The sequence below is a fragment of the Parageobacillus thermantarcticus genome (genome assembly GCF_900111865.1).
Classification (GTDB): Bacteria; Bacillota; Bacilli; order Bacillales; family Anoxybacillaceae; genus Parageobacillus; species Parageobacillus thermantarcticus.
On record NZ_FOJS01000004.1, the window covers coordinates 77,656 to 101,998 of the forward strand.

22 protein-coding genes are annotated in these 24,343 nt (G+C 44.2%); 6 read left to right on the forward strand and 16 right to left on the reverse strand.

Annotation, left to right across the window (positions count from 1 at the left end):
• Positions 1-9: 9 nt before the first annotated feature.
• Entirely contained in the window at positions 10-918 is a 909-nt protein-coding gene (gene qoxA, locus BM278_RS04475) for a cytochrome aa3 quinol oxidase subunit II (RefSeq protein WP_090948152.1), read from the reverse strand.
• Between the two features lie 217 nt (positions 919-1,135).
• Positions 1,136-1,849, reverse strand: a complete 714-nt coding sequence (locus BM278_RS04480; protein ID WP_090948153.1) for a TrmH family RNA methyltransferase — start codon at positions 1,847-1,849, stop codon at positions 1,136-1,138.
• 195 nt (positions 1,850-2,044) lie between these two features.
• Here BM278_RS04480 and BM278_RS04485 point away from each other — a divergent pair, with 195 nt between their 5' ends.
• The gene (locus BM278_RS04485) at positions 2,045-3,439 is read left to right on the forward strand and encodes an amino acid permease (RefSeq protein WP_090948154.1); all 1,395 of its coding nucleotides are present in this window, start codon (positions 2,045-2,047) and stop codon (positions 3,437-3,439) included.
• Between the two features lie 321 nt (positions 3,440-3,760).
• Here BM278_RS04485 and BM278_RS04490 read toward each other — a convergent pair whose 3' ends face one another.
• The 3 genes from BM278_RS04490 to BM278_RS19150 all read right to left on the reverse strand — a co-directional run bounded on the left by BM278_RS04490 (position 3,761) and on the right by BM278_RS19150 (position 5,970).
• Positions 3,761-5,143 carry an ATP-binding protein gene (locus BM278_RS04490; RefSeq protein WP_090948155.1) on the reverse strand — a complete coding sequence of 461 codons (1,383 nt, stop codon included), beginning with the start codon at positions 5,141-5,143 and terminating at the stop codon, positions 3,761-3,763.
• Positions 5,144-5,350: 207 nt separating this feature from the next.
• Positions 5,351-5,533: a hypothetical protein gene (locus tag BM278_RS19145; RefSeq protein ID WP_244151088.1), complete on the reverse strand. Its 183-nt coding sequence runs from the start codon at positions 5,531-5,533 to the stop codon at positions 5,351-5,353.
• Positions 5,534-5,571: 38 nt separating this feature from the next.
• On the reverse strand, positions 5,572-5,970 hold the full coding sequence (locus BM278_RS19150; protein ID WP_244151089.1) for an HD-GYP domain-containing protein: 399 nt from the start codon (positions 5,968-5,970) through the stop codon (positions 5,572-5,574).
• 324 nt (positions 5,971-6,294) lie between these two features.
• On the opposite strand from BM278_RS19150, the gene BM278_RS04500 reads away from it, so the two are divergent.
• Both BM278_RS04500 and manA read left to right on the forward strand, forming a co-directional pair.
• The gene (locus BM278_RS04500; protein WP_090948156.1) at positions 6,295-7,818 is read left to right on the forward strand and encodes an FAD-dependent oxidoreductase; all 1,524 of its coding nucleotides are present in this window, start codon (positions 6,295-6,297) and stop codon (positions 7,816-7,818) included.
• Between the two features lie 164 nt (positions 7,819-7,982).
• Positions 7,983-8,939 (forward strand): mannose-6-phosphate isomerase, class I, encoded by a 957-nt coding sequence (manA, locus tag BM278_RS04505; RefSeq protein WP_090948157.1) that lies wholly within the window; start codon positions 7,983-7,985, stop codon positions 8,937-8,939.
• Positions 8,940-9,011: 72 nt separating this feature from the next.
• Here manA and BM278_RS04510 read toward each other — a convergent pair whose 3' ends face one another.
• The gene (locus tag BM278_RS04510) at positions 9,012-10,472 is read right to left on the reverse strand and encodes an alanine/glycine:cation symporter family protein (RefSeq protein ID WP_090948158.1); all 1,461 of its coding nucleotides are present in this window, start codon (positions 10,470-10,472) and stop codon (positions 9,012-9,014) included.
• 315 nt (positions 10,473-10,787) lie between these two features.
• Here BM278_RS04510 and BM278_RS04515 point away from each other — a divergent pair, with 315 nt between their 5' ends.
• Positions 10,788-10,880 carry a YjcZ family sporulation protein gene (locus tag BM278_RS04515; RefSeq protein ID WP_090948159.1) on the forward strand — a complete coding sequence of 31 codons (93 nt, stop codon included), beginning with the start codon at positions 10,788-10,790 and terminating at the stop codon, positions 10,878-10,880.
• A gap of 262 nt (positions 10,881-11,142) precedes the next feature.
• On the forward strand, positions 11,143-11,334 hold the full coding sequence (locus BM278_RS04520) for a hypothetical protein (protein WP_090948160.1): 192 nt from the start codon (positions 11,143-11,145) through the stop codon (positions 11,332-11,334).
• 275 nt (positions 11,335-11,609) lie between these two features.
• Here the strand turns inward: BM278_RS04520 and BM278_RS04525 are convergent, their stop codons facing one another.
• From BM278_RS04525 to BM278_RS04535, 3 genes are all read right to left on the reverse strand, one after another.
• Positions 11,610-12,752: a glycerate kinase gene (locus BM278_RS04525; protein ID WP_090948161.1), complete on the reverse strand. Its 1,143-nt coding sequence runs from the start codon at positions 12,750-12,752 to the stop codon at positions 11,610-11,612.
• A 26-nt stretch (positions 12,753-12,778) separates the two neighbouring features.
• Positions 12,779-14,041, reverse strand: a complete 1,263-nt coding sequence (locus BM278_RS04530; protein ID WP_090948162.1) for a GntP family permease — start codon at positions 14,039-14,041, stop codon at positions 12,779-12,781.
• A 114-nt stretch (positions 14,042-14,155) separates the two neighbouring features.
• Positions 14,156-15,262: a CdaR family transcriptional regulator gene (locus tag BM278_RS04535; RefSeq protein WP_244151090.1), complete on the reverse strand. Its 1,107-nt coding sequence runs from the start codon at positions 15,260-15,262 to the stop codon at positions 14,156-14,158.
• A 351-nt stretch (positions 15,263-15,613) separates the two neighbouring features.
• Here BM278_RS04535 and BM278_RS04540 point away from each other — a divergent pair, with 351 nt between their 5' ends.
• A complete protein-coding gene (locus BM278_RS04540; protein ID WP_090948163.1) occupies positions 15,614-17,107 on the forward strand; it encodes a peptide MFS transporter in 1,494 nt (497 codons plus the stop codon).
• A 362-nt stretch (positions 17,108-17,469) separates the two neighbouring features.
• Here the strand turns inward: BM278_RS04540 and rlmH are convergent, their stop codons facing one another.
• The 7 genes from rlmH to walK form a co-directional block, all read right to left on the reverse strand.
• On the reverse strand, positions 17,470-17,949 hold the full coding sequence (gene rlmH, locus BM278_RS04545; protein ID WP_090948164.1) for a 23S rRNA (pseudouridine(1915)-N(3))-methyltransferase RlmH: 480 nt from the start codon (positions 17,947-17,949) through the stop codon (positions 17,470-17,472).
• Between the two features lie 83 nt (positions 17,950-18,032).
• Positions 18,033-18,188: a CxxH/CxxC protein gene (locus tag BM278_RS04550; protein ID WP_090948165.1), complete on the reverse strand. Its 156-nt coding sequence runs from the start codon at positions 18,186-18,188 to the stop codon at positions 18,033-18,035.
• Between the two features lie 65 nt (positions 18,189-18,253).
• Positions 18,254-19,462: a S1C family serine protease gene (locus BM278_RS04555; protein WP_090948166.1), complete on the reverse strand. Its 1,209-nt coding sequence runs from the start codon at positions 19,460-19,462 to the stop codon at positions 18,254-18,256.
• 151 nt (positions 19,463-19,613) lie between these two features.
• The gene (locus BM278_RS04560; RefSeq protein WP_090948167.1) at positions 19,614-20,408 is read right to left on the reverse strand and encodes an MBL fold metallo-hydrolase; all 795 of its coding nucleotides are present in this window, start codon (positions 20,406-20,408) and stop codon (positions 19,614-19,616) included.
• 5 nt (positions 20,409-20,413) lie between these two features.
• Positions 20,414-21,196 (reverse strand): two-component system regulatory protein YycI, encoded by a 783-nt coding sequence (locus BM278_RS04565; protein WP_090948168.1) that lies wholly within the window; start codon positions 21,194-21,196, stop codon positions 20,414-20,416.
• A complete protein-coding gene (locus BM278_RS04570; RefSeq protein ID WP_090948195.1) occupies positions 21,183-22,520 on the reverse strand; it encodes a YycH family regulatory protein in 1,338 nt (445 codons plus the stop codon). Before BM278_RS04570 ends, BM278_RS04565 begins: the two co-directional genes overlap by 14 nt.
• Positions 22,513-24,342 carry a cell wall metabolism sensor histidine kinase WalK gene (gene walK, locus BM278_RS04575; protein ID WP_090948169.1) on the reverse strand — a complete coding sequence of 610 codons (1,830 nt, stop codon included), beginning with the start codon at positions 24,340-24,342 and terminating at the stop codon, positions 22,513-22,515. Before walK ends, BM278_RS04570 begins: the two co-directional genes overlap by 8 nt.
• Position 24,343: the final 1 nt, after the last annotated feature.

The window sequence follows — 24,343 nt, forward strand, 5'->3', positions numbered from 1 at the left end:
TTCCCGCCATTAATGCTCATGGTGATCGCTTTCCATGTCTTCATGGCGATCGTTATGTTTTTCATCGTTCGCATGATGGCTGTTTTGTTCCGCATGATCTATCCATTCAAGATGCGTATTCGAAAACGTCATCCGTCCGACTAACCCAGGTTTTAAAATTTCCTCGTATTTTTCTTTATTTAGCTTTGGCGCTGTTTGTTGTACTTCTTTTACCCATTTGTCGAATTCGTCTTGCTTTTGTGCGACAACCTCAAATTCCATATGGGCAAATTGTCTTCCGGAGAAGTTGGCGCTTCGTCCCATGTAAGAACCCGGATGGTCGGCTTGCAAAATTAATTGCGTTTCCATACCGTCCATCGCATATTTTTGCCCGCCTAACTCCGGCACCCAAAACGAGTTCATCGGACCGGCGGATGTCAGTTTAAACTTCACTGGAACATCTTCCGGAATATTGACATAATTCACCGTTTCAATGTTTTGTTCTGGATAGCTGAAAATCCATTTCCAGTTTGCCGATGTAACGTGAATCGTTATCGGCTTGACATCATGACGCGGCGGTTTTTCGAGCGCAAACGTCGCTTTTACCGTTGGAATTGCCAATGCAGCGACAATAATAATCGGAATCGCTGTCCATACGATTTCCAACAGCTTATTCCCTTCTTCATCCGGTGGCTCATAATCGGCAGTTTCCGGCTTTTCGCGGTATCGGATGAGCACAACCGCAAACAATGTGAAAACAACAATAATAATGAATAACATGAAGCCAATCGACCACATAATTAAGTCGTATTGCGCTTTCGCGACAGGTCCTTTCGGATTCAATACCACTATCTTTTCACTACAACCGCTTAAGAAAAGCAACAATGACAGGGGAAGCAATGAAAACCATTTCCGTCCCCGCTGCTTTTCATGCTTCATCGGCACGCTTCCTCCTTTAAACAACATTTATTTCTACCATATCAAAAGTAAAAATTGTTGAAACCAACAAAAACAAAAATTCATAAATTCGAAACATATTTGTCACAAACCATTCAACATTTTTTCAATAAATATTCACGATTATGACTAAAAAATGAAAATTAGCCAATAACAGCTCTTTCAAGAAAAAATAATCCTTCCCCATAACTAGGGAAGGCTAAAAAGAACGGCCAAGCCGCGCCTTCATCCGTTCGCGAGTGCGCGGATTTAACGTTTGCCACATCCACTTTTCATATAGCTCTTTTTTTTCTGAAAATGATAAATAATAGCGCTCGCCTGCCTGCCGGCGCGCCCTCTCGGTTACATCATACAGCGCCAGCGCCGCCGCTACCGATATGTTAAAACTTTGGACAAACCCGTACATCGGAATCATAAACGTCGCATCGGCGGCGCGAATCGCCTCTTGCGACACGCCGCTATGCTCGTTGCCAAATAGAAGCGCCGTCGGCTGCGACACATCAATGTCGCAAAGGCGAAGCGTTCCTTCGCCGAGATAGCTAGCGTAAACGCGATAGCCCTTTGCTTGTAAATCTTTAATCGCCGTTACAATATCCGATTGTTGCCGAAGCGTCAGCCATTTATCGGCATGCCGCGTCACAAGCGGATTCGGCTGGAACGGCGCCCTTCCTGCCACTACATACACATCCTGCACGCCAAACGCTTCCGCTGTGCGCAATACGGCCGCTTGGTTATGCGGATCATCGACCGCTTCCGTCAACACCGTAACATAGCGCGTCCGCTGCTGGAGTACGTCATACATTCGTTTTAACCGTTCCGGTAAAATCATTTCCCAAATAAGACGCGTTTCTTCCGTTAACAACCCTTCTTTTTGCAGCTGTTCAATGAACGCTTTTGCTTCTTGCTCGTTCATTGTCATCACCTTCGTTTTCTATATTGCCTAGCGCCTAGAGCGAATCTCATTGTACAAAATTTCCGTAATGCGAGCAAACGCAAAATAACGTAAAAATATTAAATATCATTTATTCCTGACATAGTATGTACTATTATATTAGATGTAAGCGTTTTTTTATAAATCATTCCCGTTGATCGATAGGAGGAAGTGACGATGCAACCCCCCAAACATCAGCAACAACTACATCGCGAATTAGAGGAAAGACATATTTCTCTTATGTCTCTTGGCGCGGCAATCGGAGTCGGCTTATTTCTCGGCTCGGCAAACGCCATCAAACTAGCGGGACCAGCGATTTTGCTAGCATACGCGATAAGCGGCGCGGTCATGTTCTTTATTATGCGCGCGCTCGGAGAGATGGCGGTGGAAAACCCGGTGGCCGGTTCATTCAGCCGCTATGCGCACAACTATTTAGGACCGCTTGCCGGTTATTTAACCGGTTGGAACTATTGGTTTTTATGGGTCGTTACTTGTATCGCGGAGATTACGGCCGTCGGCATTTATATGCAATTTTGGTTTCCGGACACGCCAAGATGGATGTGGGCGCTAGCCGCTTTAATTTTAATGACATTGATCAATTTCCTCGCTGTTAAAGCATACGGGGAATTAGAATTTTGGTTCGCCCTCATTAAAATTGTTACAATTGTATTTATGATTGTCGTCGGCTTCGGCATGATTTTGTTCGGAATCGGCAATGGCGGAGTCGCCACCGGCATTAGCAACCTTTGGGAACATGGCGGTTTTTTCCCAAACGGCATTACCGGCGTGTTAATGTCTCTGCAAATGGTGATGTTCGCCTACTTAGGAATTGAAATGCTCGGCGTTACGGCCGGCGAAGTGAAAAATCCGGAAAAAACGTTGACCAAGGCAGTCAATAGCGTATTTTGGCGCATTTTAATTTTCTATGTCGGCGCATTGTTTGTCATCATGTCCATTTACCCTTGGAACGAAATCGGCGAAAAAGGAAGCCCGTTTGTGTTAACGTTCGAAAAAATCGGCATTCACGCCGCAGCGGGAATCATCAACTTCGTCGTTTTAACGGCCGCTTTATCTTCGTGCAACAGCGGAATTTTCAGCACAAGCCGCATGCTCTTTAACTTGGCCGAACAAAAGGAAGCGCCGCCTTCCTTCGCTAAACTGACAAAGCGCGGAATTCCGGGCGTTGCCCTTATCGTCACAGCGTTAGCGATGTTAGTCGGCGTGTATTTAAACTACGTTTCCGAAAAAGTTTTCCAATGGGTGACAAGCGTCGCTACATTCGGCGCAATTTGGACATGGGCGATTATTTTGCTGGCGCAATTGCGGTTCCGCAAAAACTTAAGCCCGGAAAAACAACAACAATTAAAATATAAAACACCGCTTTATCCTTACAGCTCATACATTTCTCTCGCCTTCCTTATCGGAGTCGCGATTTTAATGGGCTACTTCAAAGATACGCGAATCGCGCTCATCATCGGGCCAGCCTGGCTTATCTTGCTCGTTGTCGTCTATTACGCAAAAGGCATGCATAAGCGTCATATCAAAGACGTGGACAAAACACAAGTCGGTTAAACGGGACATCCATCCCCTTGCTATCTAGGGGATGGTGTTTTTTATTGCCGCCTTCAGCGCACACGTTCACGGTTCTCACACAAGGAGGAAGGCCTAGCTGTTGACATGTGATTGTCTGCATCGACACCGCAGCTTTTTTTCGGTTGCGTATGCTGCCAAATGACAGAAATGCTACGATGCCCGATAACGAAACGGCCGAACGAATGAGTCCAGACCATAATCCAAACGTTATTTTTCCTTAAAACTTGAAGAATATAAATTATCATTCTATTCTTCGCAAATTCAATGTGACAGAAAAAGAAGGCTGCCTGATAGCGCCTTCTATTCCGTCGCTTTCATATACGCTTGTTTCGGATGATTCGGCTGATCTGGATATTTCAGACGAATTTTTCCTTCCTCTATCAACTTTCCTAAATAGTTGTTCCTTAAACCGTCCGGCGTTCTTTCCAGCAGAGTCGCTAATTCCTTTAACATCAGCGGTCTTTGCTCACAAAGCTGCAAAATAATATTTTCCATCACGCTTGGAGGCAACCGTTTTTTCTTTCTCGCTAACTCCGCAATGTTCCATAATTTTTCATCGATTTCACTTTTTTCTTTGTTCGAATCAGAAAAAGACGGTTCATTATTTACGGAGTAGATTTTTTTATTTATGGAGTCTGCTTTTTTATTTACGTAGTTAGTATCGTTATTCACGGAGTCAACTCCGCTATTAACGGAGTCTGACGGTTTATTTATGGAGTTTGGAAGTTTGTTTACGGAGTTTTCATCGTTATTTACGAAGTAAAACTCATTATTTAAGGAGTTGGGATGTTTATTTACGGAGCTCGAATTTTCTTCCATAAACGTAAGATCGATTTCTCCATCATCATGCTGTTCCATATCTCGATACACATCTGTTTTATTCGATGCAGCCGTTTCATCTGGAAAATCGAACGGATATAATATCACAACAGTTCGCTCCGGATTTGAATGCTGGATAAACTCAGGCTGCTTGCATTGCGGATCGCTCCATGTTGCGACAATATGCTTCAACCCAAATCCAGCCCGCTTGCAAAGGCCGATCAAAATAAACATTTTAAATAAATTCGGATTGCGGAGATTGCTCATATGTCCTGAAAGCGCTGCATCGATCGGAATGCGAAATAAGCCGGGATTGGCAAAACGAAACACACCGTTTTCTTTTTCAACAATAATACCGCCTTCTCCTAAATAATCGGCATGAACAATTGCGTTGACAAGCGCCTCATGCAGCGCGGTTTGCACGGAACGGTCCATATCATGCTGCTGCAGCTGTGACATCACTTTAAAATAAAAATCGTACAAATTGCCAGACCATGTCCCGTCTTGAGAGGTGAATCGCTTTATCCAATCGTTCGTTACTATATCATCCAAACTCTCACGGTATTCAAGAAAGTATTGTGGCAAAACTTCTGTAATAACGCGTTCCTCACTAAACATTAACAATCCTGCCAACGTAACCCCTTCTTTGCTGCTATCCCGCAGTTTCCCCCATGCACCGATTTTGTATAAAAATTCTTTCGTCTCCAACCCGTTCCACGGATGATTTGGCTTGACAGCTGCAAACTTTTCTCGGTAATTTTTAATCGAATCGAAATTTAATTCATTTAATCCGTAATGTTCCAAAATGGAACTATCGTGCCACACAGATGAATTCCCCTCGTAAAAACTTGAATATTTATTCACTGCTGATCTTCCTTTAACTATTATTTTTTGAATTTTCCCCACTCTTACATGTAGAGTGGAGAAGCTCCTCAAATGAACGAAGCGGTCGCTAGCGTTTAATCGCAACGCTTCGCTATGATCTTCGCTTCTATTGTACCATCTTTCATTTTTATTGCATGTAAGAGTAAAAAAGAAAAAAGCAGATGGCTAACGCTACATCTGCTTATTCTAATATATAGTGTTTTCTAGCAATGCCCGTAAGCTGTATTCGATTGGAATTTGCTCATGTTCCATCCATTTGAGAAACAGCGACGCCAGTTCGGGGTCAAATTGTGTTCCTTTTCCTTTCATGATTTCTTCGTACGCTTCCTCCCAGCTTAGCGAAGAACGATACGGGCGAATCCCCGTCATCGCCTCCAACGAATCGGCAAGCGCTAATATTCTTGCTTCTAGCGGAATTTCCTTTCCTTTCCTTTCAATCCGTATGGATATCCATTTCCATCCCACCGTTCATGATGAGAAAGCGCCATTTTTTCCACCATTTCTGGAAGCGCATATTTCGCCAAAATCTCCGCGCCCAATTGCGGGTGTTTTTTCATTTCTTCGTATTCATGTTCAAGAAGTTTTCCTTTTTTCTGCAAAATCGCCGCACTCACTTTTATTTTTCCAATATCGTGAAGTAGAGAACCTAATTCTAAATTTTTTATCTTCTCCGTCTCGATCTCAGCATAACGAACAAATGACATCAATATTTTTGTGACACGATACGAATGCAAAAACGTCAATTTGTCTTTTTTCCATAGCCTTCTCATCAAAAGGCACAATTCCATATTCCGCCATATTTCCATTGTATCAACTACCCTTCTCCTGTGGGCATAGCCGCACTTCTCGCTTGTTTCCCACAAGTCTGCTTTTTTCTTTATTTTATCATAGACAGATTTTCTAAGTCATTTTCGACTTCATTTATCGCGCGTCAAAGCCATGTTCTGATATTTGGGCAAAATCCGGCTCCCAAGTCTAGCGAACTTATGTCTCGGAAAATAGAGCCGCTGGGGGCCGTTCTCTTTTACATAAATTCTCGGACTTCATCGCGCGTCAGAACGCAGGCGGATAGTTTGCCCAATAACGTGCAAAACTAATATTAACACTCAATCAAGGAGGCTTTCGTACAGATGCCATCTCTTCCTTCATCACTAGAACCGTATTGGCGGACATCTGTCGCGCTGCCGTCGTTTCCGAAACTATCAGAACATATCCGCACCGATGTCGCCATTATCGGCGGAGGAATCTCTGGAATCACGACCGCCTATTTGCTCGCCAAAAAAGGAGCGCGCGTCACTTTATTGGAAGCGGACCGTCTTCTCAACGGAACGACAGGGCATACGACGGCAAAAATTACCGCCCAGCATGATGTCATTTATGATGAGCTGATCAGCCACTTTGGGAAAGAAAAAGCGAAACTGTATTATTCAGCGTGCATGGAAGCATTGCACTTTATTCGAAGCACAGCCGAACAAGAAGCGATCGATTGCGATTTTATGGAACAAGACGCGTATATATACACCGATTCTTCCTCATCGCTGACAAAGTTGATAAACGAATGGAAAGCGTATAAAAAGCTCGGCATTGACGGGGAGTTCATCGAATCGATTCCGCTTCCAATCCCTGTAAAAGCCGCTGTAGTGATGAAAAATCAGGCGCAATTTCATCCATTGAAATATTTAGTAAAACTAATAAATGCCATCGTCCAAGCCGGCGGGCGCATTTATGAACACACTCCTGCCGCCGACATTGAACAAGGTTCGGCGCTTGCGGTCATCACCCGTGATAAAAAGCGTGTTGCATGCGAACATGTCGTCATTTGCTCTCATTTTCCGTTTTACGACGGCGGTTTTTACTTTTCGCGCATGTACGCGGAACGCTCTTACGTATTAGGCGTGAAAATTGCTGAAACCTATCCTGGCGGCATGTATTTAAGCGCAGATCAGCCAAAGCGCTCGATCCGTTATACAACGATGAACGGGGAAAATTTAATTTTAATCGGCGGAGAAAACCACAAAACAGGACAGGGCGTTCCAACGATGCAGCATTACGAGGCATTGCAAACTTTCGCCTCACAGCTATTTACCGTCACTGACATCCCATACCGCTGGTCAGCGCAAGATTTAACGACGCTGGATAAAGTACCGTACATCGGAAACATGACCACAGGCGCACCGAATATCTATGTCGCGACAGGATATCGGAAATGGGGGATGACGAATGGAACAGTCGCGGGACTGTTGCTTAGCGACTTAGTCATGGGGCGCGACAACCGCTACCGCGACTTATATACGCCATCGCGGTTTTACGCCGACCCAAGCGTCAAACATTTTCTTACGCAAAATATCGATGTCGCAAAACATCTCGTCGAAGGAAAAATAGAGGTGGTCGTCCGCAAACCGGAAGACTTGGCAAACGGCGAAGGCGCCGTGGTCATCGTGAACGGAAAACGTGCTGGCGCGTATAAAGATGAAAATGGGACATTGTCCATCGTCGATACGACATGCACCCACATGAAATGCGAGCTCGAATGGAACAGCGGCGACCGCACGTGGGACTGCCCGTGTCACGGCTCGCGCTTTTCCATTCACGGCGATGTCGTCGAAGGGCCGGCTCAGCAGCCTTTAAACAAAATCAGTGACGATCCATCATAACAAAAGAGCCGTCTTATGGAGCGGCTCTTTGTTTTGTTATTCCTGCAACCGCCAATGATGAAAACGCAAGCAAATAATTGCGTTTACGATAAGTGCAAGCGCTTCTCCTTTCTTATATAATCAAATCAGAAGCATTGTATATTTTGACAGAAGGAGTGATTCCCATGCAAACCGAGCCAATTTTTCTCACTCCGATTTTTCAAGAGCGAATTTGGGGCGGTACAAAATTGGCAGATGAATTCGGCTATTCCATCCCGTCGGAACATACAGGAGAATGCTGGGCGGTTTCCGCGCATCCACACGGACAAACGGTGGTTAAAAACGGGCCGTTTCAAGGAATGACGCTTGGGCAACTTTGGGAAGAACGGCATGACTTATTCGGTCGCTTCCCAGCAGACCGCTTTCCGCTATTGACGAAAATTTTAGATGCGAACGCCGATTTATCGGTGCAAGTGCATCCTGATGACGCGTACGCACAAGAGCATGAAAATGGCGAATTCGGCAAAACGGAATGTTGGTATATTATCGACTGCAAACAAGGTGCAGAGCTTGTTTACGGGCATCACGCAAAAACAAAAGAAGAATTGAAAGAAATGATGGAAAACGGGCAATGGGACAAGCTGCTGCGCAGAATTCCGATTAAGCCCGGCGACTTTTTCTATGTCCCTAGCGGCACGATTCACGCCCTTTGTGAAGGCACGCTCGTCTTAGAAACGCAGCAAAGTTCCGACACGACCTATCGCGTCTACGACTATGACCGCGTCGACAACAACGGGAAGAAACGCGAACTCCATTTAGAAAAAGCGCTCGACGTCATTACCGTCCCGCATCGCGACGCGGATGTTCAGCCAAACGTCATCAAAGTGGGCGACGCCACGATTACAACATTTATCGAATCCGATTACTTTGGCGTACAAAAATGGGAGATTAATGGGACCGCCCACTTGGACCAAACAAAACACTTCCTTATCGTCAGCGTTCTTGATGGAAAAGGAAAACTAATGTCAGAAGGGCGTTCATACGATCTAATGAAAGGGGACCATCTCATTCTTCCGTATCAATTTGGGCGTTTTTCTGTAAACGGGACACTCCAAGCGATCGTCTCATGGCCGCGCCCATAATGCAAAAAAGAGTTGTCTCAGCCGCAGGAGACAACAGGAGACAACTCTTTTTTGTTAGATACAAATTAGTTTTCATTTATCGCCTGCTATCGCGCGGGAAGCTGGATATTCTTTTTCCCAAAAATCTGCATCGTCAATGCCCAGTTTCACTGGATCAAACACTGGATCTTTCCCTGCTTTTTTCTGTTCTTCATAATCTTTAAGCACTTTTAATGCTGGCTTCGTCAATAAAAGAATCGCAATAATGTTCAGCCACGCCATGCTTCCAACGCCGATATCGCCGAGCGCCCAAGCAAGTTTTGCCGTTTTGACACTTCCGTAAAACACTACCACTAAAACCGCCGCTTTTAGCGCATATAGCAGCCAACTCGATTTCATTCGTCTCGTAATATACGCCAAATTTGTTTCCGCCATGTAGTAATATGCCATAATGGTCGTAAACGCGAAAAAGAATAAAGCAATTGCGACAAATGGGGCACCGAAGCCTGGAAATACGGTTTCAACCGCTTTTTGCGTAAAAATAGGCCCTGGCTCTACATTGCCAAGTTTTTGCACAATCGGCGCCCTTCCTTCCGGCGTTACATTATACATGCCGGTAATTAAAATCATAAATGCAGTCGCCGAACAAACGAACCATGTATCGATATAGACGGAAAACGCTTGGACTAATCCTTGCTTCGCCGGATGCGATACTTCCGCAGCGGCGGCTGCGTGCGGAGCGGTTCCTTGTCCCGCTTCGTTGGAATAAATTCCCCGCTTGACTCCCCACGAAATCGCGGCACCGACAATTCCTCCAAACGCCGCGTCCATGCCAAAAGCGCTTCGGAAAATCAAGCTAAGCACATGAGGCAGCTCGTTAATATTTGCCAATACGATAAACAAAGCCACTAAAATATATCCGAGCGCCATAAACGGAACGATAAATTCAGCTACACGGGCAATCCGCTTTACGCCACCGAAAATAATAGCGCCTAAAAGAACGACAATCCCGATTCCCGTTATAGCCGGGTCGATGCCAAACGCGTTTTCGATGCCTGCGGCAATGCTATTGGCTTGCACACCCGGCAAAAGCACACCGGTCGCCAACACCGTAACAATAGCAAACAATACCGCATACCATTTCATTTTTAACCCTTTTTCAATATAGTAGGCCGGCCCGCCGCGAAACTGACCATCCTGTTTCGTTTTATACACTTGTGCAAGGGCCGCTTCCACAAACGCTGAACCCGCCCCCACGAAAGCGATGAGCCACATCCAAAACACGGCGCCAGGTCCCCCATACGCAATGGCGGTCGCAACACCGGCGATGTTGCCCGTGCCAACCCGCCCGGACAATGCGAGCGACAAAGCTTGGAAAGAAGAAATTCCTGCTTCCGAGCTTTTGCCTTGAAACATTTGTTTAATCATTTCTTTCATATGTCTCACTTGCAAAAAGCGAGTGAGCAATGAATAGAAAAGACCTGTTGCCAGGCAAAGATAGACCAGCGCCGGGCTCCAAATCATACTGTTCAGCCATTCTACCAACTTTTCCACATTCATCCCCCCTGATAAATATCTTTATAATGTAATCGTTATAAAATATTTTAAATTTTCTTGTAACAAAAAATTTATGGGAATAAAGAATCCCTCCGTTTCCCGCCAAAGCCGACGAAGTATGATGAAAGCCAAACTAGATCCGGGCTCTTTTTCTAATATAACATACCATTTTACATGATTGTTTATTATGGACAAAAACGTATTTTTCTATTAGATGATGAGTTTGTCCAATCTAATTCTTTATGAAGAACATATTTTAAAAGCGAGGATTGCATATTAGCTATCCCCAATACTCAATAGGAGGTGGGATATATGAGCAGCTTTGCCTTAATTGTCGTCCTATTCATCCTGCTCATCATTGTCGGATGTTCTTGCATGGGTTTTGGAGGAGCTGGCGGTTATTAATCCATCAACCGGACCCTCTTTTAAACCGATGATTAGTTGAAAAGAAAGAGGGCAGATCGTTAATGATCTGTCCTTTTTCAAAAAAGCGATTTGGACAAACATCAAATGGTGGGAAACAAGCCTATCCCAAACTTTTCCGATTCATCGCGCAAAATCGCTATTCTGCGGCTCTTGCAAGGTACCTTCGCCAAACATTCAATGAAGCTAGTTCATCGCGGCTCCCATTCCAAAAACATATTCCGTCAGAAAGGAGGGAGGTAAAATGCCAAATTTAGTAGGAGAGCCTGTTGAGATTATAGATCGTTATGGAAGAGTGCATAGAGGAGTAGTAGAAGGAATGGATCCCGTACGAGGGGGAATGGTTCTGCGCACCGGCTTTGGAAGAAGATTTATCCCATTTTTTTTAATTGTTGCACTGTTCCTTTTAAGATTCGGAAGACGGCGCATTTTTTAAAAAACTAACATCTGAACCGATTTTCCTCGATTTGCAAGGCTAAATATGAAAGACATACAGCTTCCCAGTTTGGGCGAAAAGATGAGCTTTTCTCGAAATGAGAAGAGCTTTTTTATTTCTACAAAAAAGCCCGCCTTATCAAAATGAACACCTTTTGCCAGCTTGGCGACGCTGTTCGTGAAATCTGCCATCGCGCCGTTGAAGAACGGTTAAAACAAAAAACTGACAAACATAAAAAATAAAAGCCCTCTTTGATTAAGAGAGCTTCCACTTTTTTAACCCATATTTCTGCCGATTTTGCAAGCCGCCGCAATGTTTCGAGCCGTTTGGGCAACGTAATGTTCCGCGTTTTCTAGCGCTTTCTCTAGCGGAATCACTCCCGGCACGATGCTATAAAGCGCATCAATTCCGTGGCTTAGCACGATGCCGCTGTCATCAGAAATGGAGCCGGCAAGCGCAATGACCGGAATATTGTACCGCTTCGCCGCTTTCGCTACTCCGATCGGTGTTTTCCCGAAAATCGTCTGTCTATCGATGCGTCCTTCTCCGGTAATCACTAGCGACGCACCTTGAATCCTCTCTTCAAATTTCACCGTCTCCAACACGATCTCGACACCGCGTTTCAGCTCGGCATGGAGAAAAGCAAGCAATCCAGCGCCGAGTCCTCCGGCCGCACCGGCACCTGGAATATCTTGTACTTGCTTGCCTAACACCCGTTCAATAACATCGGCGTAGTGTTGTAAATTTTGATCTAGCGTCGCGACCATTTCCGGCGTCGCGCCTTTTTGCGGACCAAAAACCGCCGAGGCGCCTTTTTCTCCTGTCAACGGATTATCAACATCGCACGCAACCTCAATTTTCACGCGGTTTAGCCGCGCATCGAGCCTAGACAAGTCAATGTCGGCAAGCTCGGACAAACTTCCTCCTCCGGGACCGATCTCCTTTCCATACCGGTCTAAAAGGCGGCCGCCGAGCGCCTGAATCATGCCGGCTCCGCCATCATTTGTCGCGCTTCCGCCGATGCCGATAATAATATGTTCGGCACCTTCGTTCAGCGCAGCGAGAATCAATTCCCCTGTCCCTCTCGTTGTCGTCACAAGCGGATTTCGCTTTTCACGCGGAACAAGGTGCAATCCAGAAGCAGCTGCCATTTCAATGACTGCCGTTTTTCCGTCACCAAGCATGCCAAAAAAAGCTTGGACGCGATCCCCAAGCGGTCCTGTCACTTCCACCTCCACAATTCGCCCATCTGTCGCGTCGACTAATGATTGAACAGTTCCTTCCCCGCCGTCCGCCATCGGAATTTTCACATATTCCGCGTCGGGAAATATGTCGCGAAACCCTTTTTCAATCGCGTTCGCCACCGCAAGCGCGGACAAACTTTCTTTAAACGAATCAGGCGCAATAATGACTTTCATCTTATTCACCATCCCCCATGCGATCGTTAAAATAAACGAAAGACACCGAAAATAAGCGTCGATATGACAGCAAGCGTCAATCCGATAAGCGACTCATACGGAATTAGTTTAAGCCGTTCTTTGATCTCCATGCGAACGCTGCCTGCCGTTGCATGGAAGAAGCTGCCGTGCGGCAAATGATCCAATACGGTCGCGCCGGCGTGAACCATCGCTGCCCCGGCTAACGCGGAAATCCCTAAACTCATAATCGTTCCGCCAAACACACTGCTAGCAACAGCCGTACCTGCTGTCGTCGAAGCAGTCGCGCCAGACATCAAAATTCCCGAAATTGGCGCCAACACATATGCCGGCAATCCGAAATGATCCAAACCGGCAATGATCACGTCTTTGAGTGAAGAATTGGCGACAATGCCCGCTAACGTCCCTGTGCCGACTAACATAATCGCAACGCCGGACATTTTCTCTAGTCCAGATACCGCATAATCATTCAACTTCTTTCCTTTTTGCATCACTATCGCGCCAACAATGCCGCCGATCGGAAGGGCGATCATTGGGTCAATCGCAATATTGAACAACGGCCGCAACGCGAGCAACAATATCGCAACGAGCGGACCAATGATGGCCGTAAAAAAAGAAGGAACTTTCCCTCTCTTCTCTCTTTCCTGCACATCATAAACGAACGTTCCTCTCCGCACGAGTTTTTTGGCGATAACATACGTAACGATCAGTCCAAATGCCGCTGGGATGATTCCAGCCGCCATCAATGACGTCAACGGAACATGAAACGCATCCGCGGCAGCGATGGCATTTGGGTTCGGTGACATAATGTTTCCCGCCTTCCCGCCGCCAATCATCGCAAGCAAAATCGCCGTTTTCGATAAACCGGCGCGGTGTGCGATCGCCAACGCAATTGGCGCGACGGTAATAACCGCGACATCAATAAATACGCCGACTGCCGTCAGCAGCAGCGTCGCCACCGCAAGCGCAAGCAAAGCCCGCGTTTCTCCAAGTTTTTGAACGATCGTCTCGGCAATCGAGGCCGCTGCCCCCGATTCAATTAAAACACCTGCTAACACGCCCGCTGCCAAAATGCGCAATACGGCAGGGATCATGCCTTTCGCTCCATCCATCATGACCGCAACCGTATCCTCCACATTTGCTCCGCCAACGATTCCGCCAACGAAAGCTCCCGCGATCATTCCGTAAGCAGGGGAAACTTTTCGCAAAATCAGCACAATGGCAACAACTAGTGCTGCGATCGCTCCTAACGCGCTTACTTGAACATCCATAAACAGCTCCTCCTTTATACACTTTATTGTAAGCGCTGCCAGCGGCTGTTTCATTGTGGATTCATTCAAAATTTTCAGACGAAAGGCTGCGTTGCCATTGTGCAAATGCACAAATCAATATAAGCGATAAATGATCGAGGCCGCGTAAAGCTGCAATAAATCTTTTGCGTTATAAGGATCTTTTCCTGTAATGCGGCGAATTTTTTCTAAACGATAACGCAGTGTATTGCGGTGAATGAACAGTTTATTCGCCGTCTTGTTCAATTCTCCTTTTTCATTAATATACGTGCGCAGCGTTTCTTGCAGTTCTCCTGTTTCATCATGAAAAAGCAGTTTTTCGTAAAATGAAAAAACTTGCTTTGCCAACGGCAGCTCCCCAATATGTGACAATAATATTTCCAAGGCAATGTTCTCATAGTAATAGACGCGGTCATTAGGATGGAGTTTCCGGCCCACCTTCATCGCTTGCTTTGCTAATGTATATGAATATTTTAGTTCGCGAATACCGACGCCATAAGGACCGATGCCGATTTTTCCGCCAGTCACCTTTCGAGCCAACCTTTCTGCTACGTTGACCGCATCCTTAATACTTTGTTCCTTGTACGGCGCCCACTTTAGCACAGCAATTTCGGAAGCGTATGTAAAAGCCACCACATCTTCCTGCACCAATTCATACGTAAGCGTCCGAAAAAAACGCATTTGTTGTTCGGGAACTTCGATCACCATCACAACCCGTGGAAGAGATAAGTCAATGCCGAGCGCCTTTGCCCGTTTGAGAAAATGCTCTTCTTCAATATAGTCATCATAAATGAGCTGATTGATGATTTCGTCGGTGAGGCGCTGCTTCCATTGCCCTTGTTCTAAAAAGAACGACTGCTGCAATACGAGTTCCGCCGCCATTTTCACTAACTGCGCGTATTCCCGAATGTCGTCAGGATGCCCCGTAATGCCGATCACTCCTACCGTTTCCCCCAGAAAATGAATCGGCAAATTAATCCCCATTTTTACTCCATTTAGCTGCCGTACGGCCCGTTCATCAATTTCAACGGCCTTATTCTCCTTTAGCGCTAACAATGCTCCCTCATGCACATCTCCGATTCTCTCTTTGTCGCCAGAGCCAATAATAACGCCTTTCCGGTCCATCACGTTAATGTTTCTCCCTAAAATGTTCATCGTCCGTTCGACGATTTCTTGCGCTAACTCTTTCGTAAATGGATACAACGCTTCTCCCTTCTTTTCTAAATTTTCATCAATACAATACTTACAATTACATTTTACTAATCATCTCAGCAACTGTCTTTTTAATTATCACGATTGCAAAAAAGAACGCCAAATATCGCATTGGTGCCGGCGTTTCGCTAACAAGGAATCATCGGTCTTTTTCAACTTTTAAAAAATGATAGAAATTTCGCTATAATTCACTTATTATTCTAAAAAATTTTATTATTTACTTTTCTTATTATTTACTTTAAAATAATTGAGTATTATAAACATTTCAACCCCAATTATTCAAAAATATTTCGACAATACAGAAAAGAAAAATTATTATATTAGAATAAAGGAGGTTATTTTATGTCAGATTCAAACAAGCAAAAAATTGTTGCGAGTGTTCCCCAACAAGGTTTTTTTGGCCATCCTAAGGGACTGTTCACCCTTTTCTTTACCGAATTTTGGGAACGTTTCTCGTATTACGGAATGAGGGCAATCCTTGTTTTCTATATGTATTATGAAGTATCCAAAGGCGGATTGGGGCTTGATGAAACCACTGCTCTCGCCATTATGTCGATTTACGGATCGCTAGTGTATATGTCCGGTATCATCGGCGGCTGGCTGGCTGACAGAATATTCGGCACTTCTAAGGCGGTGTTTTACGGTGGCATATTAATTATGTTTGGCCATATTGCTTTGGCGATACCTGGAAACTTAACGATGTTCTTCGTTTCCATGGTTTTGATCGTGCTTGGCACAGGATTGTTGAAGCCTAACGTTTCCAGCATTGTAGGGGATATTTACAGCGAAGAAGACAATCGCCGCGATGCGGGATTCAGCATTTTCTACATGGGAATCAACCTTGGCGGATTCCTCGCTCCATTAATTGTAGGAACGGTCGGAATGAAATACAATTTCCACTTAGGTTTTGGCATCGCCGCTGTCGGCATGTTTTTAGGATTGTTAGTTTTTATTTTCACCAAGAAAAAAAATCTTGGCCTTGCCGGTACATTTGTAGCAAATCCGCTGTCACCAGCCGAAAAGAAAAAAGTTTTCACCTTGATTGGCGTTGGGGCCGCTCTTATTGCTGTCTTGATTGCTATCGCAATTCCAATGGATTTGCTGACATTTGATAGCTTTATTGCTCTTGTGGGAATTCTCGGCATCGTCATTCCGGTAATTTATTTCATTGTGATGTACCGCAGCCCGAAAACAACGGCAATAGAACGTTCACGCGTGATTGCGTATATTCCGTTATTTATCGCTTCTGTTATGTTCTGGGCTATTCAAGAGCAAGGATCGACCATCCTTGCCAATTACGCGGATAAACGGACACAATTAGACTTTGCGGGAATTCATCTTTCACCTGCTTGGTTTCAATCATTAAACCCGTTATTTATTATCCTGTTCGCCCCTGTGTTTGCGTGGTTATGGGTGAAGCTCGGAAGCCGTCAGCCATCGATCCCGAAAAAGTTCTCTTTAGGCTTATTGTTCGCAGGCTTATCATACATTGTTATTCTTTTGCCAGCTTACCTCGGCGGCAACGATTCGTTAGTGAATCCGTTATGGCTCGTTCTTAGCTATTTAATTGTTGTATTTGGCGAATTATGCTTGTCGCCTGTAGGGCTATCAGCCACTACAAAATTGGCGCCTGCCGCTTTCTCGGCGCAAACGATGAGCTTATGGTTTTTATCCAATGCCGCCGCGCAAGCGATTAATGCGCAAATTGTCAAATTTTATACACCTGAGACCGAAATGATGTACTTTGGCGTCATTGGTGGAGCAGCCATCTTCTTGGGCATTCTCCTCTTCGCGCTATCGCCGAAAATTGAAGGCTATATGAAAGGTGTAAAGTAAATTTTTTAAAAACGATTTGTTGATGGCTTATTAAGCGCGATTGCGACATTGGCAATTCGTTAAAAACAAATGTTAATCCTCCGGCTTGTACATAACGCCGGAGGATTTTTTTAAGATTTGGTCATTGATCCCTTTCCTTAAAAGGTTACTGCTTTCGCCAATGTGCCCGCCCGTTCTATCTTAATGTTAATCCGCGACTAGGGGATTCGGCGCTACCGATTCTCATTCCATCATTAATGCAAATCTTGTTTATGGCGCGGCGAACTATGCCGCCATCATCTTAAAAATAAAATTGCAATGAGTGGATCTTGCAGTATGCGAGCGCGCAATCATTATCGTTGCTTCTATTTTTTGCTCCGCCTCTATTTATGGTACGGCTCCCCTCTAATAATCCGAAACGCGCGGTAAATTTGCTCTAGCAAAATAAGGCGCATCAGCTGGTGGGGAAAAGTCATTTTCGAAAACGACAACGCCTCATCGGCGCGCTCCATCACTTGTTTGCTCAAGCCGAGCGAGCCGCCGATAACGAACGCAATTTTGCTTTTTCCGTAGGTGGCAAGCTTATCTAGGCTGGCGGCAAATTGTTCGGATGATTTCATTTTTCCTTCGATCGCCAAAGCAATAACGTACGCGTCATCAGGAATTTTCGCTAAAATGCGTTCCCCTTCTTTCTGTTTAATCTGCTCCGCTTCCTGCTCGCTTAAATGCTCCGGCGCTTTCTCATCAGGGACTTCAGTTATGTCCATTTTCACATAGCTGGACAGCCGCTTCGCATATTCGGCAATTCCTTGTGTCAAATATTTTTCTTTTAATTTACCAACAGCAATAATATGAATATGCACAATTCATCCCCACCTTATAAACATGTTATCCACAGTATTTATCCACATATACACAATATATATCCACATATTGTGTAAAAACATTAGTTCCCCACTATATATACGGCTTTATTTGCGCAAAAATCGCACAATTTCTCATGTTTATCCACAGAAATAAACGAAATGTTTGGCGCTTGCTCCATTTTATCCACATACATATCTATCGCTATGTCGATATGTTCTTCACAACAGACAAACATGTTCTCATCCCCCCTTTTTATCCACTTGTGGAAAAAGAAGAAGGAGCGAATATAAGCGCTCCTTGTTAAAATGATTCTCTCTCCAATTTCATCGTAACCGTGTGCTTTTTCCCATCTCGATAAAATGTTACTTTCATTTTATCGCCGATCGATTTTTTCGTGTATAAATATTTTCTTAAATCTAAAACATCGCGAATCTTTTGGTCATCCAACGCAACGATTACGTCAAACTGCTTTAATCCAGCTCGCGCCGCCGGAGACATCGGCACAACTTGAATGACAGCTACGCCTTCCGTCACATCTTTTGGTAAATGCAACGTCGCTTGCAAATGATAAGAGGAAATGTCGCTTAACGACCGAAGTTCTACTCCCATATACGGGCGGCGCACTTGCCCATACTTTTCTAAATCAGAAATAACCGGAATGGCTGAATTAATCGGGATCGAAAAACCGATTCCTTCTACTTCTTCTTGCGCAATTTTCATTGAGTTGATGCCGATCACTTGTCCTTCGATATTGACAAGGGCTCCGCCGCTGTTGCCCGGGTTAATGGCAGCATCCGTTTGCAATACTTCCGCATTCCAATCCGGGGCGCCATCTTGGTCTAAATCCACTTCCACTGTTCGGTTCGTTCCCGATATAATTCCTTGCGTAACAGAACCAGCGAATTGCAGTCCAAGCGGATTTCCGATCGCAATGACAGGCTCTCCCGGCTTGACGGTGTCTGAATTGCCAAATTCGGCCACTTTTTTGACATGCTTTGCGTCCATTTCCAACACTGCCAAATCCATTAATATATCGCTTCCTAACAGCTTCGCTGGCACCCTCGTGCCATCTTTTAAGCTGATTTCCAATTGGCTGGCGTTTTCGACGACATGGTGGTTTGTCACAACAAACGCCTTGCCATTTTCCTTTTTATAGATGACGCCCGAGCCTGTCCCTTCTTCGCCGCCTTGCGACCAAAAGTTCGCCTCTTGTATGTTTACAACGCCGACAACCGCGTCGGATACTTTATCAATTGCTTTTGTCAATTGGCTCGTCACGTTGACCGAAACGTTTTGTTGTATCGTAGGTTCTTTTGCGGTTTCTCCATTTTGTGTTCGCCCGCTTTCACTTGAAATATCATAAGGAAGTACGTCCGAAAGAGCTGGAATGGAAATGAAAACTAACAATGCTCCTAAAATGGCGCCAACGAATGCGGACAAAAACCAACCGCGGCGGTTTCCTTTTTGCTCCTGACGGTATTGCCCGTAGTGATCATCGTAATATCCCATGCGCATCACCCCTTTCAACAACGATCATTGTTCAAACAGAAGGCATATCTATTCCCCATTATACTCTTTTCAAGAACGAAAAATCCATTATTCATATAAACACCGGCGTATTTGCGCCAAACATATTTATTTATTTTTGCCAAAATAGCGGTCATACATACGCAAGCTTCGTCGCTATTTTCGGGTCTGTATCATATAAATCAAACTGATCTCCGACCGTCAATCCCCTGTTCGCCAACGTTTGCGCGACGGTCATTCGCGCCAGTTCCTTTATATTATTGTCTTGACTTAAATGCGCCAAATAAATTCGTTTCGTACGGTCTCCAATCACATCGGCCAACGCAAGCCCTGCCTCTTCGTTAGAAACATGGCCAACATCGCTTAAAATGCGGCGCTTGACGTTCCATGGATATCTTCCCATTCGCAACATTTCCACATCATGATTGCTTTCGAAAATAAATACATCCGCATTTTTAATAATTCCTTTCATCCGATCGCTCACATAGCCTGTATCGGTTATGAGCGCAAGTTTCTTTCCTTCATGATGAAAGACGAAAAACATCGGCTCCGCCGCATCGTGTGAGACACCGAACGATTCGACCTCGAGATCGCCAAAAGAACGCACTTGTCCTAACGGAAAAATAAACTTTTGTTCGGTGGGAATATCGCCAATGATCCCTTCCATCGCTTTCCACGTTTTTTCATTCGCGTAAATAGGCAATTGGTACTTTCGGGCAATGACCCCTAATCCTTTAATATGATCACTATGTTCATGCGTCACTAAAATGGCTGTCAAGTCGCGCAAATCGCGGTCGATTTGCCCGAATAATTGTTCTAATTGCTTTCCGCTCAATCCAGCATCGACAAGCAGCCGATGTTGTTCTGTTTCTATATAAAACGCGTTTCCCGTACTGCCGCTTGCTAAAACACTAAACTGCATCCCCATTTTCCTCACTCCAAAATTTTCCCTTCATCATTGATGACTTGTCCTTCAAATGCATTAACAAAATAATCTTCTTTTCCATTAATGACAATGTGCCACGTTGGCGTCAATACTTGGGAGGCGGTGAACTGAACAAGACCGTAATACCCTAATTTCACCGATGTGACGCTGTCCCCAGGCTGTAAATACCCTTTTTTATATAATGTTTCAATCGCCTTAATCGCCGGAACGATATCTTGTTTTCTTTCATATTTCTGTAAATCGTCCAACATTGTTTGTTCATACGATACCGCTTCACTTTTTTCATTTAAGTGTATCAACAGCTTGCTGCTTTCATTGTTGTAAATGACTTTTCCGCCGTACGTTTGGTAGCAAACGACAGTATTTGTCTTTTCGTCAAACGACCAAAATGTATACTTTTTTCCGTCGATAATATGCCGCTGTAAAAATTCTTGAAGCCGATACGGATCTTTAAAATTTAACGATATCGGATGAATGAACGTTCCTTCCAAAACAGTTTTATCGTTTACCGTCACTTTTTGCCCGGACAATTTTTTTATTTCTTCGTCGGTAAACTTTTTGCTTTCCCCGCTGACATAGGTGGCTTTCGTTATTTCTTTTGGCAGTTCTACATAAGTGATGCCGTTTGCCTCCAATTGTTCTTCGATCGTCGTTTCCAAAATAACGTCGAGCTGGCTGCTATTTCGCTTTTCCATAAACTGATACCCTAAAAAACAGTCGAGGATCAGGAACGTAATAATAAAAATCGTTTTTGTTTTACTCCAATCCATTTACGTTCCCTCCTCTTTTTTCCACATCTTGCTTGTCTAACGGTACTTTCTTCCACGTTTGATCATACAAGTAAAACCACGCCGGTTCTAAAATGATCATTTTTTCTCGTTCTGGATCTTTTATCAGTTCATACCCTACAACAATATCCTTTACTAGTTCTTTTCTTATCTCCTTCATCTTTTCCAATTTTTTAACTACTTCATGGCCGGACAATAACGTTCTTGGCACATTTACACGGTCAGCGATTTCCAAGCGAAATAAAGGGCGTTGATATTTCACAAGATCGCTGCTTCCCCATGTTTGTACTATTTCAGACATGCCATATTCGTTAAACACGGGATGATTGTTTACCATCAGGCGAAACACGACTTTCCGCTCTTCCTCATTCCATCTAGCAAAGTGGTACATATCGGTCCAGCCGCCATGTTCATTGACAAAATCAATGCTCTTTTGAATTAAATTATCATCTTCCGGATTGTCATTACGGTTCGCTGTTCGCGCCGCCGGGTTTACATATAACAATAGCCGCTGTAAAAAATCGACGTCCATTAACCGCGACCCATCCGTATATTCCTCGCCAAATGTAATCAAATCTTTTTTCACAAAACTAGGATCGCTAAACAGCGCTTCTTTAAATTTATCCGGATCAAGTTCATCTGTATAATATTGCAGTCGGCTCATCGTGACTTTCTTTTCCGGCAAAAAAATTTGCTTCGTTTCATTAATGACGTAAGGAAAATAACGCGGATATTTTTCCAATTCCCTGCTCAATTTGTTAATTTCGGAAAGCGATACGTCAGTGGCAATTGCTTTATATACTTTTCGTCTTTCCGTAAAAATAAAATAAACGGGAAGTTCGTCCTTATTCCCTAACGGGATAATAATACGGTCAAAACTAATGTCTTTGACCCCTTTGTCTTCAATTTGAAAAATAGAACGATAAACGTCAATTGGAATGCTGTCAGGATAAATAAGCTCTAATTTCTCTTTTTCGCGCAAAAACGATAAAAATTTTCCTCTCGGGATCGTATCGGAAATATTCTCGAAATCATCTATACTCCATTTTTTGATTTCTTTTAAAATCTGGTTTACTTTCTCCTCATCGACAATTCCATAATGCGCACTGTTTTTATGGAACAACAGCTGCGAAGGTTGGACAACCATAGCCGTATCCACTTGCGTGTTGCTGACGGAAACGTGCTGGATATACTCGTCATTTTGCAGGACGTCGTATTTTGGATGGTACGTCCATAACCCAAACGTTAAAACAATGCTCACTAAGATCAACAATGTCAACACGACTGTTTTTACCGTTTCATACATCATACCAGCCATCCTTTTGATCTCGTTCCAACGGCAAAGTAAAGAAAATCGTCGTTCCTTTATGCTCTTTACTTTCCGCCCAAATCGTTCCTCCATGGGCGATCACCACTTCTTTTGCAATGGCCAATCCTAGCCCCGTGCCGCCAAGTTTGCGCGATCTTGCTTTATCGACACGATAAAACCGCTCAAACACTTTTGCGAGATCCGCCTTAGGAATGCCGACACCTTCATCGCTGACGCTGACGATAATTTCGTCGGCAAGCTCCCTAACACGAAACGTAATTTTTCCGCCCTGTGGGGAATATTTGATGGCGTTGGAAATAATATTATCTAACACTTGCGTAATTTTATCTTCATCGATTTCAATAAAAATCGCTTCTTTTGGGATTTTTCGCACGAACGTAATATTTTCGCTTTTTGTCAATTCAAAACGATCAATTACTTTATGAAAGTACTCCGAAAAATTGACCCATGATTTATTCAGCTTGTAATCTTTACTGTCCAGTTTAGAAAGCTGTAATAAGTCATTGACTAAACGAATCATTCGTTCTGTTTCTGTTTGCACCACTTCGATAAATCGCGGAGCGATCGCTTTATCTTGCCAAGCTCCTTCCGCGAGCGTTTCTAAATAACTTTTCATTGTTGTTAACGGCGTGCGCAGTTCGTGCGAAACGTTCGCGACAAATTCTCTCCGTTCGCGGTCGATTTTTTCTTGTTCCGTAATATCGTGCAATACGACAATCAACCCGTTAATAAATCCCGTTTCTTTTTGAATCACAGAAAGCGATGCGCGCAAAATATATAGCTCCTCATCAGTACTAAAATCTAAAATGAGCGAATCCCGTTCCTCCAGCAATGTTTCAAATGTGTATTGATCACCGATTCCAAGCACATCGACAATTGAACTCGACAGCACTGTTTCACGTGAAACATTCAAAATGTTCAAAGCGGCATCGTTAATCAGTATGATTCTGCCGCGGCGGTCTGTGGCAATCACCCCGTCTGTCATATGCGTCAACACGGATTCCAGCTTGCGCCGTTCCCCTTCTGTCGTCGCTTGGGCTTCTTGCAACTTTTTCGTCAAATTGTTAAACGTCATCGCCAATTGTCCGATTTCATCATATCCGTAAATTTTTACTTTACGAGAAAAATCTCCCTTTGTCATCGCCAACGCTTGTCTTCGCATGTCGGAAATCGGACGAGTAATCGTACGTGACAAAAGAACCCCTAGTATCGCCGTAATAGCGAGGGCAATCCCTGTTCCCGTCGCTAAAATCGTGTTAATTTGTTTCATTTGTGAGAACACGTTTTCCATCGAGGCGATGATGTAAATAACTCCCTTTATTTCCCCACTCGATTTAATCGGCGTCGAAGAAATATACATACGGTGCCCTGTTTTCGGATCAAGGAGCATTTGATCGACAATTTCTCCTGTCACGAGCGACCGCTTCACATATATCACGGTCGTTCGCTTTCCGACAATGTTTTGCATGTAAGGGTTGGAGGTAGCCAACACTTTGCTTTTATTATCGATGACGTAGATCTCGGAAATGTCTTGGGAAACAAAATCATGAAGGAGGGAGCGGATATCTTCTTCCAACGTCGGACTTTTCGAATCTCTTTCTTTATTCATCGCTTGTTCCACGTTATACGCTAATAGTGTCACCCGTTCATTCAGCGAGTTTTTAAAATTTTGCACTAACTCTGTTTCCAGTTTTCTCACAAAATAGACGCCGATGATTTGCATTGCCACAAGAATAAGCAAAACGTATATCGCAACAAATTTGAAGTGAATCGAACGAAACGGACCTACTTTTTTCATA

Coding starts and splice junctions, on each gene's coding strand:
- qoxA (WP_090948152.1), bottom strand. CDS start 918: ATGAAGCATGAAAAGCAGCGGGGACGGAAATGGTTTTCATTGCTTCCC.
- BM278_RS04480 (WP_090948153.1), bottom strand. CDS start 1,849: ATGAACGAGCAAGAAGCAAAAGCGTTCATTGAACAGCTGCAAAAAGAA.
- BM278_RS04485 (WP_090948154.1), top strand. CDS start 2,045: ATGCAACCCCCCAAACATCAGCAACAACTACATCGCGAATTAGAGGAA.
- BM278_RS19145 (WP_244151088.1), bottom strand. CDS start 5,533: ATGACGGGGATTCGCCCGTATCGTTCTTCGCTAAGCTGGGAGGAAGCG.
- BM278_RS19150 (WP_244151089.1), bottom strand. CDS start 5,970: ATGGAAATATGGCGGAATATGGAATTGTGCCTTTTGATGAGAAGGCTA.
- BM278_RS04500 (WP_090948156.1), top strand. CDS start 6,295: ATGCCATCTCTTCCTTCATCACTAGAACCGTATTGGCGGACATCTGTC.
- manA (WP_090948157.1), top strand. CDS start 7,983: ATGCAAACCGAGCCAATTTTTCTCACTCCGATTTTTCAAGAGCGAATT.
- BM278_RS04515 (WP_090948159.1), top strand. CDS start 10,788: ATGAGCAGCTTTGCCTTAATTGTCGTCCTATTCATCCTGCTCATCATT.
- BM278_RS04520 (WP_090948160.1), top strand. CDS start 11,143: ATGCCAAATTTAGTAGGAGAGCCTGTTGAGATTATAGATCGTTATGGA.
- BM278_RS04525 (WP_090948161.1), bottom strand. CDS start 12,752: ATGAAAGTCATTATTGCGCCTGATTCGTTTAAAGAAAGTTTGTCCGCG.
- BM278_RS04530 (WP_090948162.1), bottom strand. CDS start 14,041: ATGGATGTTCAAGTAAGCGCGTTAGGAGCGATCGCAGCACTAGTTGTT.
- BM278_RS04540 (WP_090948163.1), top strand. CDS start 15,614: ATGTCAGATTCAAACAAGCAAAAAATTGTTGCGAGTGTTCCCCAACAA.
- BM278_RS04550 (WP_090948165.1), bottom strand. CDS start 18,188: ATGTTTGTCTGTTGTGAAGAACATATCGACATAGCGATAGATATGTAT.
- BM278_RS04555 (WP_090948166.1), bottom strand. CDS start 19,462: ATGGGATATTACGATGATCACTACGGGCAATACCGTCAGGAGCAAAAA.
- BM278_RS04560 (WP_090948167.1), bottom strand. CDS start 20,408: ATGGGGATGCAGTTTAGTGTTTTAGCAAGCGGCAGTACGGGAAACGCG.
- BM278_RS04565 (WP_090948168.1), bottom strand. CDS start 21,196: ATGGATTGGAGTAAAACAAAAACGATTTTTATTATTACGTTCCTGATC.
- BM278_RS04570 (WP_090948195.1), bottom strand. CDS start 22,520: ATGTATGAAACGGTAAAAACAGTCGTGTTGACATTGTTGATCTTAGTG.
- walK (WP_090948169.1), bottom strand. CDS start 24,342: ATGAAAAAAGTAGGTCCGTTTCGTTCGATTCACTTCAAATTTGTTGCG.